This is a genomic window from Kitasatospora sp. CMC57, from assembly GCF_045866025.2.
Classification (GTDB): Bacteria; Actinomycetota; Actinomycetes; order Streptomycetales; family Streptomycetaceae; genus Kitasatospora.
Genome location: NZ_AP035881.2, coordinates 4098584 through 4114082 on the forward strand (window position 1 = coordinate 4098584; position 15499 = coordinate 4114082).

The window sequence follows — 15499 nt, forward strand, 5'->3', positions numbered from 1 at the left end:
GGTGGACGAGCCGCAGACCCGGACGCTGATCTCGCAGACCCAACTCAACCGGCCGCTCAGCAGGTTGCTGTACCGGACCGTGCTGGTGCTGACCGTGGCCGGCTTCACCCTGGTCTTCCTCGGGCCGCTCTACTGGCTGGTGACCGGTGGGTTGAAGTCCACCGCCGAGGTGATCCAGAACCCGCCGACACTGTTTCCGGCCGAGCTGCACCCCGACACCTATGTCACCGCCTGGCGCCAGCTCGGCCTCGGACGGCTGCTGTTCAACACGCTGTACTACGCCCTGGGGGCCCTCGCGTTCCAGCTGGTGTTCGACGTGGCGGCGGCGTACGCGCTGTCCAAGCTGAGGCCGGTGCTGGGGAACCTGATCCTCGGCATGATGCTGGCGACCCTGATGATCCCGGCGGCGGTGCTGATCGTGCCGCAGTACCTGACCGTGCTCGACCTGCCACTGCTGCACGTCAACCTGGTCAACACGCCGTGGGCGATCTGGCTGCCGACAGTGGCGAACGCCTTCAACATCTTCCTGCTCAAGCGGTTCTTCGACTCCGTCCCCGAAGACCTGATGGCGGCGGCGGCGATCGACGGGGCCACCCCGTTCCGCGCCCTGCGCTCGATCGTGCTGCCGATGTCGCGGCCGATCCTCGGGGTGGTGTCGATCTTCGCGGTGGTCAACGTCTGGAAGGACTTCCTCTGGCCGATGCTGGTCCAGCCGGACCCGGCCAACCAGACGCTCAACATCGGCATCAAGTCGCTCTCGATGGGCGTACCGCAGAACGTGATCACCGCCGCGCTGGCGATCGCCTCGGTGCCGACCGTGGTCTTCTTCCTGATCTTCCAACGCAACATCATGTCCGGGCTCACCTCCGGCGGACTGAAGGGCTGAGACCCGCAGGGCCGACCGGAGCAGCACGGACGCCGACCCGAAAGGACCCCTCACCGTGGGACAGCAATCCCGGCTCCCCTCCGAGCACCCGCACTGGTGGCGCGACGCGGCGATCTACCAGGTGTACCCGCGCAGCTTCGCGGACGGCGACGGTGACGGCACCGGAGACCTGGCCGGGGTCCGCGCTCGACTGCCCTATCTGGCCGAACTCGGCGTCGACGCCGTCTGGTTCAACCCCTGGTACCCCTCGCCGATGGCGGACGGAGGCTACGACGTGGCCGACTACCGGGGCGTGGACCCGCTGTTCGGCACCCTGGACGAGGCCGAGAAGCTGATCGCGGAGGCGCTCGGGCTCGGCATCCGTACTGTGGTGGACATCGTCCCTAATCATGTGTCGGACCAACACCCTTGGTTCCGAGCAGCGTTGGCGACATCACCGGGAAGCCCGGAGCGCGAGCTGTTCCACTTCAGGCCCGGCCGGGGGGAAGGCGGTGAGCTGCCGCCGAACGACTGGGTCTCGGAGTTCGGCGGCTGCCCGTGGACCAGGCTGCCGGACGGCGAGTGGTACCTGCACCTGTTCGCCACCCAACAGCCCGACCTCAACTGGGCACACCCGGAGGTCCGTTCGGAGCACGAGGAGATCCTCCGGTTCTGGTTCGACCGGGGCGCGGCCGGGGTGCGGATCGACTCGGCCGCGCTGCTCGCCAAGGACCCCGCGCTGCCGGACTTCGTCAGGGGCCGTGACCCGCACCCGTTCACCGACCGGGAGGAGCTGCACGACATCTACCGCTCGTGGCGGGCGATCGCGGACGAGTACCCGGGCGAGCGGATCCTGGTCGGCGAGGTCTGGCTGCCGGACGCCGAACGGTTCGCCCGCTACCTCCGGCCGGACGAGCTGCACACCGCGTTCAACTTCGACTTCCTGGCCCGGCCCTGGGAGGCCCGCGCCCTGCGCGAGTCGATCGACGGAACCCTCGCCCTGCACGCCCCGGTCGGCGCCCCGACGACCTGGGTTCTGTGCAACCACGACGTGACCCGGACGGTGACCAGGTACGGCCGCAGGGACACCCGCTTCGACTTCGCCGGCAAGACCTTCGGCACCCCCACCGACCTGGCACTCGGCCGCCGCCGGGCCCGGGCCGCCGCCCTGCTCTCGCTGGCCCTGCCCGGTGCGGTCTACCTGTACCAGGGCGAGGAACTGGGCCTCCCCGAGGTCGAGGACCTGCCGCTGGACCGGCTCCAGGACCCGATGCACCTGCGCTCCGGCGGCACCGACCCCGGCCGGGACGGCTGCCGGGTGCCGCTCCCCTGGTCGGGCGACCGACCCCCGTACGGGTTCAGCCAGGCTCCGGCCGAGCCCTGGCTCCCGCAGCCGGCCGACTGGGCCGACCTCACGGTCGAGGCCCAGTCGGCCCGCGCTGACTCCATGCTCACCCTCTACCGCACCGCGCTCCGCCTGCGCCGGACCGAAGTCGCGCTGCGCGGCGACGAGTTCGGGTGGCTGCCCAGTGCGTCGGAGGTGCTCGCGTTCCGGCGCGGGGCGGACTTCCGCTGCGTGGTCAACTTCGGGCCCCGGCCCGTACCGCTGGAGCAGGAGGTCCTGCTGGCCAGTGGACCGCTCACCGCGGACCGGCAGCTCCCCACCGACACCGCCGTCTGGCTGCGGGTCGGCTGAGGGGACAGCTGATGGCCCGGTCGCCACCTCCGCCCGGCAAGGTTCCCCACTCCTCACCCCCACCCATCGTTCGGACGACGAGACAGAGGAAACCGTGAGAACCCGAGCTCCGATACCCCGGCTGGTGGCCACCGCGGCCACCATCAGCCTGCTCGCCCTGGCGGGCCCGATGCTGCCCACCACCGCCTCCGCGGCCGGTGGCCCCGACCTGGCGGCCGGCAAGGCCGTCGCGGCCAGCAGCTCCACCGGCGGCCAGGCCGTCGGCAACATCAACGACGGCAACCAGTCCACCTACTGGGAGAGCAGCAACGGCAGCCTTCCGCAGTGGGTCCAGGTCGACCTGGGCTCGGCCACCGGCGTGGACGAGGTGGTGCTCAAGCTCCCAGGCGCCTGGGGCAGCAGGACCGAGACCCTGGCCGTCCAGGGCAGCGCGGACGGCACCAGCTTCACCACCCTGACCAACTCGGCGGGGTACGCCTTCGACCCGGGCAGCGCGAACACCGTGAAGATCGGCTTCCCGGCCACGACCACCCGGTTCGTCCGGCTGGCGATCAGCGCCAACACCGGCTGGCCGGCCGCCCAGATCTCCGAGCTGGAGGTGCACGGCGCGACCGGCACCAGCGCCAACCTGGCCCAGGGCCGAAATCTGACCGCGAGCAGCTACAGCCAGACCTACACCGCGAACAACGCCAACGACGGCTCCCCGTCGACCTACTGGGAGAGCGCCAACAACGCGCTGCCGCAGTGGATCCAGCTCGATCTGGGCGCCTCCGTCGCGGTGAACAAGCTGGTGCTCAAGCTTCCGGCCGGATGGGAGAAGCGCACCCAGACGATCGGCATCCGGGGCAGCTCCAACGGCACCGACTTCACCGACCTGGCCGCCGCCACCGGCTACGTCTTCGACCCGGCCAACGGCAACGCGGTGACCGTCGACTTCGGTACCGCGACCACCCGGTACATCCGGCTGAACGTCACCGCCAACACGGCCTGGCCGGCCGCCCAGCTGGCCGAGCTGGAGGCGTACGGGCCGACCACCGGGGACACCCAGGCGCCGTCGGCGCCCGGCGACCTGGCGTACAGCCAGCCGAGTTCGGGCCAGATCAAGCTGGTCTGGAACGCGGCCACCGACAACGTGGGTGTCACCGGGTACGACATCTTCGCCAACGGTGAGCTGCTGACCAGCGTCGGCGGCAGTGTGCTGAGCTACACCGACACCCGACCGGACAGTGCCACCGTCTCGTACTTCGTCCGGGCCAAGGACGCGGCCGGTAACCAGTCCGGCAACAGCAACACCGTCACCCGGACCGGCGCGACCGGGGACACCCAGGCGCCGTCGGCGCCCTCCGGCCTGGCGTACAGCCGGCCGGGGCCCGGCCAGATCAGGCTGACCTGGAACGCGGCCACCGACAACGTGGGCGTGACCGGCTACGACGTGTACGCCAACGGTGAGCTGCGGGCAGGCCTCGGCGGCGGTGTGCTGACATACACCGACAGCCAGCCGGACAGTGCCACCGTCTCGTACTACGTCAAGGCCAAGGATGCGGCGGGCAACCAGTCGGCGAGCAGCAACACGGTGCTGCGCAGCGGGAGCACCGGCGGCACCAACCTGGCGGCGGGCAAGGCGATCACCGCCTCGTCCTCGATCTTCACCTTCGTCGCGGCCAACGCCAACGACAACGACCTCACCACCTACTGGGAGGGGAACTCCAACAGCTATCCCGACACGCTGACGGTGCCGCTCGGCTCGAACGCCGTGGTGGACTCCGTGGTGGTCAAGCTCAACCCGGCGGCCGCCTGGGGCGCGCGCACCCAGACCATCGAGGTGCTCGGCCGGGACCAGGGCGCGAGTGGGCTCAGCAGCCTGGTGGCTGCCAGGAGCTACTCGTTCGACCCGGCCACCGGCAACACGGTGACCATCCCGGTCGGGGCCACGGTGGCCGACGTCCAGCTGCGGATCACCGCCAACTCCGGTGCGGGCGGCGGCCAGGCGGCCGAGTTCCAGGTGATCGGCACTCCGGCAGCGAACCCGGACCTCACGGTCACCGGCGCCACCGCCTCCCCGGCCAACCCGGTGGAGACCGACGCCGTCACGCTGGCCACCACGGTCAAGAACGTCGGCACGCTGCCCTCGACCGCCACCACGGTGGACCTCTACCTCGAGTCGGCCAAGGTCGGTACCGCGCAGGTCGGCGCGCTGGCCGCCGGGGCGTCGAGCACCGTCTCGGTCAACGCCGGGGCGCAGAACGCGGGTAGCTACCGGGTCAGCGCCAAGGTCGACCCGGCCAACACCGTGGTCGAGCGCGACGAGAGCAACAACGGCTACACCGCCCCGGCCGCCCTGGTGGTCAGCCAGGTCGCCAGCTCTGACCTGCTGGCGGCCCCGGTCAGCTGGTCGCCGGGCAACCCGGCCACCGGGGACGCCGTCGCCTTCTCGGTGGCGTTGAAGAACCAGGGCACGGTCGCCTCGGCGGCGGGCGCGCACGGGATCACGCTCACTGTGGCCGACCAGAGTGGCGCCGTGGTGAAGACGCTGACCGGCGCCTACACCGGCGCGATCGCGGCCGGTGCCACCACCGCCCCGGTGAGCCTGGGCAGTTGGACGGCGGGGAACGGCAAGTACACCGTGAAGACGGTGATCGCCAACGACGCCAACGAGCTGCCGGTCAAGCAGGCCAACAACACTGCCAGCCAGTCGCTGTTCGTCGGACGCGGCGCCAACATGCCGTACGACACGTACGAGGCCGAGGACGGTGTGCTGGCGGGCGGTGCCGCGCTGGTCGGCCCGAACCGGACCGTCGGTGACCTGGCCGGCGAGGCCAGCGGCCGCCGGGCGGTCACGCTCAACTCCACCGGTGCCTCGGTCGAGTTCACCACCAAGGCGCCGACCAACACCCTGGTCACCCGGTTCTCCATCCCGGACGCGGCGGGCGGCGACGGCATCAACGCGACGCTCAACGTGTACGTCAACGGCAGCCTGCTGAAGACCATCGACCTGACCTCCAAGTACGCCTGGCTGTACGGCAGCGAGACCGGCCCGGGCAACTCGCCCGGTGCGGGCGGGCCCCGGCACGTCTACGACGAGGCGAACGTGCTGCTCGGCACGACCGTCCCGGCAGGCAGCAGGATCAGGCTGCAGAAGGACGCGGGCAACACCTCGCAGTACGCGATCGACTTCGTCAGCCTGGAGCAGGCCACCGCCGCCGCGAACCCTGACCCGGCGCGCTACACGGTCCCGGCCGGCTTCACCCACCAGGACGTGCAGAACGCCCTGGACAAGGTCCGGATGGACGGCACCGGCACGCTGGTCGGCGTCTACCTGCCGACCGGTGACTACCAGACCGCGAGCAAGTTCCAGGTCTACGGCAAGCCGGTCAAGGTGGTCGGCGCGGGCCCCTGGTTCACCCGGTTCCACGCCCCGGACACCCAGTCCAACACCGACATCGGGTTCCGTGCCGAGGCGAGCAGCAATGGCTCGACCTTCGCGGGCTTCGCCTACTTCGGCAACTACACCTCGCGGATCGACGGGCCCGGGAAGGTCTTCGACTTCTCCAACGTGGCCGGCACGGTGATCGACAACATCTGGGTCGAGCACATGGTCTGCCTGTACTGGGGCGCCAACACCGACTCGATGACCATCAAGAACTCCCGGATCAGGGACACCTTCGCCGACGGCATCAACATGACCAACGGCAGCACGGACAACCTGATCAGCAACAACGAGGCCCGGGCCACCGGTGACGACTCCTTCGCGCTGTTCTCCGCGATCGACGCGGGCGGGGCGGACGAGAAGAACAACGTCTTCGAGAACCTGACCTCGATCCTCACCTGGCGGGCGGCCGGTGTGGCGGTGTACGGCGGGTACGCCAACACCTTCCGCAACATCCACATCGCCGACACCCTGGTCTACTCGGGCATCACCATCAGCTCGCTGGACTTCGGGTACCCGATGAACGGCTTCGGGACCGACCCGACCAACCTGCAGAACATCTCCATCGTCCGGGCGGGCGGCCACTTCTGGGGCGCGCAGACCTTCCCGGGCATCTGGGTCTTCTCGGCCTCGAAGGTGTTCCAGGGCATCAGGGTGAGCGACGTGGACATCGTCGACCCGACGTACCACGGCATCATGTTCCAGACGAACTACGTCGGCGGCCAGCCGCAGTTCCCGGTGAAGGACACGGTGTTCACCAACGTCTCGATCAGCGGGGCGCAGCGGAGCGGTGACGCGTACGACGCCAGGTCGGGCTTCGGGATCTGGGTGAACGAGTCGGCCGAGGCCGGTCAGGGACCGGCGGTCGGCAGCGCGGTCTTCAACAACCTGCGGTTGAGCGGCAACTTCCAGGACGTCAGGAACACCACCTCCACCTTCACCCTGACCGTCAATCCGTAACCCCATCCGAGAACGGTGCCGCCGGGAGTCCTGCCCTCCCGGCGGCACTTCCCGCTGCTCACGGGCGGCAAGCCTGGAACGCAAGAAAGCGCAAAGAACTTGCGTGGGAGACATAGACTTACGGCATGACACGACGACTTGCCCAGGTGGCGCAGAAGGTCGGCGTCAGCGAGGCCACGGTCAGCCGGGTGCTGAACGAGAAGCCCGGCGTCTCCGAGGCGACCAGGGCGGCGGTGCTGACGGCACTGGACGTGCTCGGCTACGAGCGGCCGACGCAACTCCGTGGTGAGCGAGCCCGGTTGGTCGGCATGGTGATGCCGGAGCTGCAGAACCCGATCTTCCCGGCCTTCGCCGAGGTGGTCGGCGGCGCACTGGCCGGGCAGGGCTTCACTCCGGTGCTCTGCACCCAGACGGCTGGTGGCGTCTCCGAGGCCGACTACGTGGACCTGCTGCTCTCCCAGCAGGTGTCGGGCGTGGTCTTCTTCGGCGGCCTCTACGCCCAGGCGGACGCGACCCACGAGCACTACGAGCGGCTGGCCGAGCGCAGCCTGCCGACCGTGCTGCTTAACGCGGCCATCGACGGTCTCGACTTCGCCCGGGTGTCCTGCGACGACGCGGTGGCGGTGGAACAGTCCATCGGCCACCTACGGCAGTTGGGACACCGGAAGATCGGCCTGGTGCTCGGTCCGAGCGACCACGTGCCGTCCCAGCGCAAGCTGGCGGCGGCCAGGGTGACCGCTACCAAGGCGGGCCTGGAGCTGCCCGACCAGCACGTGGAGCGGGCACTGTTCACCCTGGAGGGCGGCCAGGCGGCCACCACCAGGCTCCTCCGGCAGGAGGTGACCGGCATCATCTGCGCGAGCGACCCGCTGGCGCTCGGCGCGGTCCGGGCGGTCCGCAGGGCCGGGCTCTCGGTGCCGGACGACGTGTCGGTGATCGGCTACGACGACTCGTCCTTCATGAACTGCACCGACCCGCCGTTGACCACTGTCCGGCAGCCGATCGAGGCGATGGGCCGGGCGGCGGTGGACCTGCTGGCGGGGGAGATCGCCGGCGCCAGGATCACCCACGACGAACTGCTCTTCGAGCCCGAGCTGGTGGTACGCGGCTCGACCGCACCGCCGCGCTCCCGGGGCTGACGACGACGAAGGCCCTGACGCCTGGCCAGGGCCTTCGGTGGGTGACGGGTCAGGAGGCGTACGCCTGGATGTCGGAGAGCTGGGCGGCGGGCCAGCCGGTGTTGCAGGTGAAGGTCACCCGCAGGTGGCGGGCGGCGGCGCCCGGGAAGGTGACCGTGACGGTGTTGCCGGTGGCCGGGTCGAAGCCGTAGCCCGCCGGTCCCTTCACGGTGGTCCAGGCGCTGCCGTCGATACTGGTGAGCACCGAGAGCGTCTCGGTCCGCGCGCCCCAGCCGGCCGGCAGCCGTAGCACCAGGCGGCCCACGGTGGTCTGACCGCCGAGATCGGCGCTCAGCGACTGCGGAAAGTCGTTGTTGGCGCTCTCCCAGTAGCTGTTCGGGTCACCGTCGTTGGCACGGGAGACGGTGTAGACGTCCGCGTTGCTGGTTTCGGTGAGAGTCCGGCCCGCGAGCAGATTCGGGTTGGCGGGCGGAGTGGTGGGCGGCGCCGTGCCGGTCAGTACGGTCAGTTCGGCGAGCTGGGCGGCCGGCCAGCCGGTGTTGCCGGTGACCGTGACCCGGAGCCAACGGACTTTCGCCGCGAGGAAGGTGACGGTCGCGCTGTTGCCGGAGGCCGGGTCGAAGGCGACCCCTCGGGAGGAGGCCAGCTCGGTGAAGGCGGCACCGTCGGTGGAGCCGGACACCGAGAGCGTCTCGGTGCGGGCCTCCCAGTTCGGCGGCAGCCCGAGCTGGAGCCCGCTCACAGCCGCAGCCGTGCACCGGTCGACGGTCAGCGACTGCGGGAAGGCGTTGTTGGCGCTCTCCCAGTAGCTGGCGGCGTTGCCGTCGACCGCGTTGGCCGCGCCGTAGCCCTGGTTGCTGCTGCTCGCGGTCGCACCCGGCGCGCAGACCGGCGGGGTGGAGGTCGAGGGGGACGGCGACGGCGAGTTGGACGGCGACGGCGAGGGCTGGGTGCCGCCCGACGGTCGGCCGCCGTAGGTGAACCTCGGCTCCGGCCAGACCCCGGTGCAGGTCGAGCCCGACCAGCCGGAGTTGCCGCCGCCGTCGGTGATGACGAAGCCGGTGCCGACGCAGTTGTGGGTCGGGGTCGCGGCTTGCGCGATGTTCTTCGCCGTCACGTTGGTGTACTTCATGCTCGCGTTGGCCTGCGCCTGGATCGCGTAGGTGCCCGCGCCGTCGATCGTGACGTTGCTGAAGTTGATCCCGGAGACCGCTCCCTCGATGGTCTGGACCGCCTCGTACGAGCTGTCCAGAAGGTCGCTGTCGGTGATGTTGACCGTCGCGCCGCTGATCGGCTCGTTCAGGCCGCTGAACCAGACCGCGCCCACCCCGAAGTTCCAGTTGTAATCGCTGTTCCCGGTGCGGATCAGGGTGTTCCGGGCGGCGGTGATGGTGCCCGCGACGGCGGTGCCGTTGCCCGAGCTGACACCAGGGTAGCGGTTGGCGATGTGCAGGCCGCCGCCGTTGCTGACGGTGTCGGCCATCACGTTGTCCGAGATGGTGAAGTCCTTGCCGCCGTACGTGACGATGTTGTTGGCGAGCACCGGCACGACCACCGTGTTGTGGGTGAAGCTGTCGCCCACGTTCGGTATCCGCTCCGGCCAGGAGGCCAGGCCGTCGTCGCCGGTGTTGCGGACGAAGGTGTTGGTGACCGCAGAGTTGGTGACGCCGGTGTGGAGGTTCACGCCGTCGGCGGTCTGGTCCAGGATCCGGCTGTTGCGGATGGTGAAGCGGTCCATCGGGCCGTCCATCCAGGCGGCCACCTTGGTGTGCTGGATCCACAGGTTGTCGACCACCGAGTTGCTCATCGCACCGCCGATGGCGTTCACCTGGTCGTCGTCCACCCGCTCCTGGATGTCGCCGATGACGGCGAAGTCCCTGAGCGTGACGTCCCGGCTCGGGCCGCCCGCCTCGTGCGGGCGTACGGCGCCGCCGTAGCCGCCGCCGGACACGTACTTGCCGTAGATGCCGGCCGCCCGGTTCCGGTTGGCCGGATCGCGGCCGCCGAGCACGCTGTACCAGGGGCCGGCCCCGGCCAGCGTGACGCCGTCCACCACCACGTGGTCGTACAGGGTGAAGCTGCCCGGCGGGATGAAGACCGTCCTGCCCTGCGCCTGACCGGCGTTGACGGCCGCCTGGAACTTCGCGGTCGAGTCGGTGGCCCCGCTCGGGTCGGCGCCGAAGTCCGCCACCACGTCAAGTGCTCCAGTGGGCCTGGCGATCGGCGCGGCGACCTGCTCGAAGTCGGCGAGGTCGACGGTGAAGCTGGGGGACTGCGCGGTCGAGGAGACCTGCAGCCGGACCTTCGCGCCGGCGGGCAGGGTGGAGCCGAACATGGTCCGGGTCTCGTCGTAGAAGTGGTGCGGATTGGTGTCGCCCGGGTTGTTGTTGAACGGATAACCGCCGTAGTACCAACCGTACTTGGAGGTGACCGGCAGGTCCTTGAGCTTCGATCCGTTGACCAGCAGGTCGATCGAGGCGGTCCGCCCCCGGCCGTCGGCGGTGTCCGGCAGGCTGTACCGGAAGCTCATCGCGTTGGCCGATGCGGTGAGCGTGAACTCCACGTACTGGCCGACGGAGTTGAGCGTGACGGCCTGTCGGCCGGACGCCTCCGAGGGCAGGGTGCCGTAGTGCCGCTCGGGGCCGATCACGATGCCGTTGGTGGCCGCGTACTCGGCCTCCTGCTCCTTGAACGGCACGGTGGCTCCCCGGCCGGTGACGTCCAGCGGTGACAGGGTCGGTACGGCGGCGGCGTGCGCGGACTGGGCGGTCAGGCCGAGCAGGGCGGCGGAGCTCAGTGCGGCGGCCGTGAGCACGGCGAGCGGGCCGCGCAGGCGGCGGAGCGGGGGTGGCTGCATGGGGGATGCACTTCCTTGCTGGTCGCGGGGGCGGGAACGGCCGAGCGTTGGAGAGACTAGGCGCGACAGTGCATGAAGTCCATGTAAATGTGCAAAATTTCGACAGCTACAACGCAAGTACGTCGGATCAGTAGTCTCGGCTCAGTACTGCGACAGGGTGACCGCGTCGACCACGTCGCTCAGTACTGCGACAGGGTGACTGCATCGACCACGTCCCGCAGGTCGTACCGGCGGCGGTAGGCGGTGCGCTGCCGCTCGGCGCCGCCGCCCCCGTGGCTGCACAGCTCCGTCCACAGCCTGTGGACGGTGGCGGCGTCCCCGGCGGCGGCCAGGCCGGGGGCGATCTTGCGGAGCAGGCGCTCGACCAGTTCGACGGCGGGGATCGGGGTGCCGGTGCTCAGGTCGACGCCGGCGCCGGTCAGACCGTCCCGGGCGGCCCGCCAGTGCGCGGCGCGGAGCAGCGCGTCGGGAGTGTCCGGAGGCCGGACGCCCCGGGCGGCCTCGGTCAGCAGTACGGCGGCGAGCGCCCGGGCCAGCCCGGCCAGCAGGACGACCACCCCGGGGTCGGCGTTGACGTCGCAGACCCGGATCTCCACGGTCGGAAAGCGCTCGGAGGGCCGGGCGTGCCAGTAGGCCATTCGGCGGTCGAGCAGCAGGCCGGTGCCGACCAGCCGGTCCAGCAGCGCGTCGTACGCGGCGGCGTCCGCGAGCAGTGGGGTCGGCCCGGCGCCCGGGAACTGCGCCCAGCGCAGGGTGCGCCAGCCTGCGTAGCCGGTGTCCCGGCCGTCGTGGAAGGGCGAGTTGGCGGCGATCGCCTGCAGGGTCGGCAGCCACGGCCGGAGGTGGTTGGCCAGCTGCACGGCGCTCTCCCGGTCCGGCACGCCGACGTGGATGTGGCACCCGGCCACGCCCGCGCCCTGGTCACCGTGGATCAGCGGCCCGTACTCCGTGACCATCCGGCGGTACCGCTCCTGGTCGCTGACGTCGAGCCGGGTGGCAGAGGGGATCACCATGGTGCCGGAGGCCACCGCCCGGCAGTCCGCCTGCTCGGCCGCGGCGGCGACACCCGCGCGCAGCCGGAGCAGTTCGCCGTGCAGCTCGTCCAGGGTCCGCACCGGTACAGTGCGGGTCTCCACCATGGTCGGGAACAGCTCGCAGCCGACCTGGTCGCCGAGCAGCTCGGCGCCGGTCTTCAGGACGGCCGGCGCGGCCCCGACGGCCGCCCGGCTGTGCCGGTCGGCGAGCAGGAACTCCTCCTCGACCCCGATGGTCGGTACCTGGCCCGCATCGGATCCCGACATCGCCCACCGCCCCGCTCCCGTGGTTCCACCTGTCGCTGGGCAGTCTGCCCGGGGACGGGTGGCCGAATCAGCGGACACGCCTGTCCGATCGGGTGGAGCCCCGAGCTCAGTGGCGGTTGCCGACGGCGAAGAGCAGGATCACGAATCCGGCGAACAGATGCGTGCCGGCGATGTAGATCGACGCCCGGACCAGCATCTGGCGGCGTCGGCTCTTCTCGTCCCGGACGGCGGTGCCCTCGGTCATCTCGGCGGGCTCCTTCGGGTGACGGCCGGGTACTCAGATCCCGAGTGTACGGGCGCGGGCGGCGGCCCGGTCGAGCAGCCGGTGGACGTCCGCCTGGCGGGTGGCCGGGGCGTCGTTGTACTCGTCGGGGGAGCTGACGACGTGTCCGCTCGCGTGCAGTACCTCCATCACCTGGACCCGGGCGCGGCGGGCGTCCGTCGGTGAGCCGAAGCCGTGGGCGAGTACGGCGGCCTGGGCGCCGAGCAGGCAGACCCGGCCGTCGGCGTCCCACATGGTGCCCTGCACCCAGCCGGCGGCGGCGAGGTACCGGGAGGTCAGGGTCAGGTGCTCGGCGATGCCGATCCGGGTCGGTGCGGGGGGTCTGCGCAGCAGGCGGTCCAGCAGGGTCGCGGTCGGTGGTCTGGACTCCGCGTACCAGGGTCGGCGGACGCTGCCGAGCGGACAGACGTACGGCAGGTCGGGGCGGGTGGGGACGGAGGCCAGGTAGGCCTCGATCTCGGCGACCAGGTCGGAGCTGTCGACGGTAAGGAGAGGCGGGAGGATTAATGGCTTATGTGGTGATTTCATCCCTTCTTGATACCGGACGTTTCAGCGGCACGCCGGGGCGACGCGCGGGCGCCTCCGGCGGGGTCGGGGAGCGGCGGGCGGGGCGGCGGGGTGGGAGTGCGGGCGCCTCCGGCGGGGGTGAGGTGGGGTGGATGGGGTGGGAGTGCTGGCGCCTCCGGCGGGGTCGGGGCTGGATGGTGGCGGGCGGGGTTGATGGGGAGGTGCGCGGGTGCGCCTCCGGCAGGCGGGGAGCGCGGGCGCTTACGGCGAGACGGCAGTGGGGGCGGGGTACCTCCGGCGGGGTAGGGCGGATGGCGGAATGGGGGAATCGGGGATCCCGCGGTCGGGCGTGGGTGGGCGCGGGTAGCGTGCGGGTATGTCGATCTCCTGGGTGACCGTGCCGACGCCGTTGCCGAGTGGGCCGCTGCGGCTGGCCGTCAGTGCGCAGGGAGTGGCGGCGGTCTCCTACCACGGGGACGCGATCGGGGGTGTGCCCGGTCGGGTGGGGGTGCCGGAGTGTGAGGACGAGACCCGGGCCGGGCTGGTGCGGGCCCGGTTGGCGGAGTACTTCGAGGGGCGGCGGACCGAGCTGGAGCTGCCGATCGACTGGCGGTTCACCACCGGGCCGCACCGGACGGTCCTGCAGACCCTGACCGCCCAGGCCGGCTACGGACAGACCCTCACCTACGGCGAACTCGGCGCCCGCAGCGGCGTGTTCGAGGACTTCACGGACGGCGGATGGACGGCCGCCAGGACGGTGGGGAAGATGATGGGCGCCAACCCGCTCTGCCTGCTGGTGCCCTGCCACCGGGTGGTCGCCTCGGACGGACTCGGCGGCTTCGGCGGACCGCGCGGCCTGGAGATCAAGCGCTGGCTGCTCACCCTGGAGGGTGTACTGCCGCCCATGCTGGACTGGAACGGCCCCGGCTGACCCGGGGCCCGTCCCCGTCAGACCAGTGCGGCCAGCGGCTTCGGCTGGTGCACGGCTGCCATCCGGACCGGTGCTGCCGCAACCGGAACCTGGTGCAGCGCCGCCGCCAGCGGCGGCAGGATCGGCTGGACCCCGGCCACCAACGCGTAGTCCTGGCCGCGCAGTTCGTCTGTCCGTGGGAGCACCGGCAGTCGGCCGAGCGCCAGCTGCACGGCGGCCAGCGGCAGGTTGAGCCCGCACAGCCGCAGCTGGTGCAGGCCGCCCGAGGGCCGGGTGTTGATGTCCAGCAGCACCGGCACACCGCGGTGGTGGCGGAACTGCACGTTGGAGAGGTACGCCATCCCGAAGGTCTCGATCAGTCGTCGGGTCGGCTCCAGGTACACCGGGTCGGTGGTGAAGCTCCGGCGGCGGCTGCGCTTGGTGCGGCCGACGGCGGCCAGGAGGCGGCCGTCCGGGTCGGCCAGGCAGTCCACCGAGACCTCGGGGCCCTCGAGGTAGGGCATCACCAGCAGGTCGACCGGCCCGGGGGCGGCGGCGATCGCCTCGGCCAGCTGGCCGAGTTGGACGCTTCCGCTCGGCCAACCGGCCAACTGCCCCAGGTGGAACGGCTCCCGGGTGATGGTACGGAAGCCCTCGCCGCCGGCGCCGCTGGCCGGCTTGAGGCAGGGCTGCTCGCCCGCGTCCTCCAACTCCTCTACCGCGCGCTGCAGTTCGTCGGCGGTCCGGACATGGTGCCAGCTCGGTACCGGCAGTCCGGCGGCCGCCATCGCGACGTAGCCGTCCACCTTGCTCTCGAAGGTGGCGATCGCCTGGGCGGGCGGGCAGATCAGCGCGGTGCCCAGGGCGTCGAACTCGGCGTGGCGACGCGCGATTGCGAGCTGGTGCAGTCGGGGGAGGAAGACGTCGATCCGGTGGCGGTCGCAGAAGTCGAGGGCGAACTCGACGTACGCCTCGGCGGACAGCCCGTCCGGCTCCAGCAGGCCGTGGTCGGCGGCGGCCAGTACGGGGGAGTCGGCGTCCACGTGGGTGGCATAGACCTCCACCGGCGCCGTCCGCAGCAGGTCGATGAAGAAGACGTTCTCGGCGTAGGTGCGGTTCAGCCAGACGCGGGTGGGCGCGATCAAGGAGGTCTCCCTGGAAAAGGGCAGCAGGCAGGGTGGGAGGGCGTCCGGCAGAGGGTGGCCGATCGGCCTTGACTGCGCCCTTGTGGTGGCACCTTAGCGCTCCCGGCCGAAGGGATGAACGGGGGGTGGCGGCCGATCCGCAGCGGTCGTCGGGAGAATCGTCCTGGCTGCTCCAACTAGCTTGCTAAATCTCATAGTTGACGCACGCGTCGACAGGTTTCCGGAATGTGAATTCTTCGACGCCTGCGCGCGCCCCGGCCCGCGATGCACAGAAGTTGCGCTCCGGAGCGAGAACGTCCGAACAGTCACCGGTTCGGGTGATCCGAGTGGCATTTGTCGATCAGCTGAACCCGTCCGGCCGCCACCATGAGCCACGCAACGCGATCAGTCCGTCGTGTCCGCATCGTGC

Annotated in this window: 10 protein-coding genes and 1 pseudogene; 5 read left to right on the forward strand and 6 right to left on the reverse strand. The window is 70.8% G+C overall.

What is annotated here, in order from left to right; genetic code table 11:
• Position 1 precedes the first annotated feature (1 nt).
• From ACKUU6_RS18315 to ACKUU6_RS18330, 4 genes are all read left to right on the forward strand, one after another.
• Positions 2-886, forward strand: a complete 885-nt coding sequence (locus tag ACKUU6_RS18315; RefSeq protein WP_407989655.1) for a carbohydrate ABC transporter permease — start codon at positions 2-4, stop codon at positions 884-886.
• 55 nt (positions 887-941) lie between these two features.
• Entirely contained in the window at positions 942-2561 is a 1620-nt protein-coding gene (locus ACKUU6_RS18320) for a glycoside hydrolase family 13 protein (protein ID WP_407989656.1), read from the forward strand.
• 169 nt (positions 2562-2730) lie between these two features.
• The gene (locus ACKUU6_RS18325) at positions 2731-6948 is read left to right on the forward strand and encodes a discoidin domain-containing protein (RefSeq protein ID WP_407992159.1); all 4218 of its coding nucleotides are present in this window, start codon (positions 2731-2733) and stop codon (positions 6946-6948) included.
• Positions 6949-7073: 125 nt separating this feature from the next.
• Positions 7074-8087 (forward strand): LacI family DNA-binding transcriptional regulator, encoded by a 1014-nt coding sequence (locus tag ACKUU6_RS18330; protein ID WP_407989657.1) that lies wholly within the window; start codon positions 7074-7076, stop codon positions 8085-8087.
• 49 nt (positions 8088-8136) lie between these two features.
• Here the strand turns inward: ACKUU6_RS18330 and ACKUU6_RS18335 are convergent, their stop codons facing one another.
• From ACKUU6_RS18335 to ACKUU6_RS18355, 5 genes and pseudogenes are all read right to left on the reverse strand, one after another.
• The gene (locus ACKUU6_RS18335) at positions 8137-8595 is read right to left on the reverse strand and encodes a discoidin domain-containing protein (protein WP_407992160.1); all 459 of its coding nucleotides are present in this window, start codon (positions 8593-8595) and stop codon (positions 8137-8139) included.
• Positions 8581-10944, reverse strand: a pseudogene (locus ACKUU6_RS18340) (discoidin domain-containing protein); the annotation flags it as partial. The gene ACKUU6_RS18335 and the pseudogene ACKUU6_RS18340, both read right to left, overlap by 15 nt.
• A 179-nt stretch (positions 10945-11123) precedes the next feature.
• Complete coding sequence (locus tag ACKUU6_RS18345) at positions 11124-12245, reverse strand: carboxylate-amine ligase (RefSeq protein ID WP_407989658.1); 1122 nt, start codon at positions 12243-12245, stop codon at positions 11124-11126.
• 106 nt (positions 12246-12351) lie between these two features.
• On the reverse strand, positions 12352-12489 hold the full coding sequence (locus ACKUU6_RS18350; protein ID WP_407989659.1) for a DUF6126 family protein: 138 nt from the start codon (positions 12487-12489) through the stop codon (positions 12352-12354).
• A gap of 33 nt (positions 12490-12522) precedes the next feature.
• Positions 12523-13056: a hypothetical protein gene (locus tag ACKUU6_RS18355; protein WP_407989660.1), complete on the reverse strand. Its 534-nt coding sequence runs from the start codon at positions 13054-13056 to the stop codon at positions 12523-12525.
• 355 nt (positions 13057-13411) lie between these two features.
• Here ACKUU6_RS18355 and ACKUU6_RS18360 point away from each other — a divergent pair, with 355 nt between their 5' ends.
• Positions 13412-13966 (forward strand): methylated-DNA--[protein]-cysteine S-methyltransferase, encoded by a 555-nt coding sequence (locus ACKUU6_RS18360; RefSeq protein WP_407989661.1) that lies wholly within the window; start codon positions 13412-13414, stop codon positions 13964-13966.
• A 17-nt stretch (positions 13967-13983) separates the two neighbouring features.
• Here ACKUU6_RS18360 and ACKUU6_RS18365 read toward each other — a convergent pair whose 3' ends face one another.
• On the reverse strand, positions 13984-15090 hold the full coding sequence (locus ACKUU6_RS18365) for an ATP-grasp domain-containing protein (protein WP_407989662.1): 1107 nt from the start codon (positions 15088-15090) through the stop codon (positions 13984-13986).
• Positions 15091-15499 lie beyond the last annotated feature (409 nt).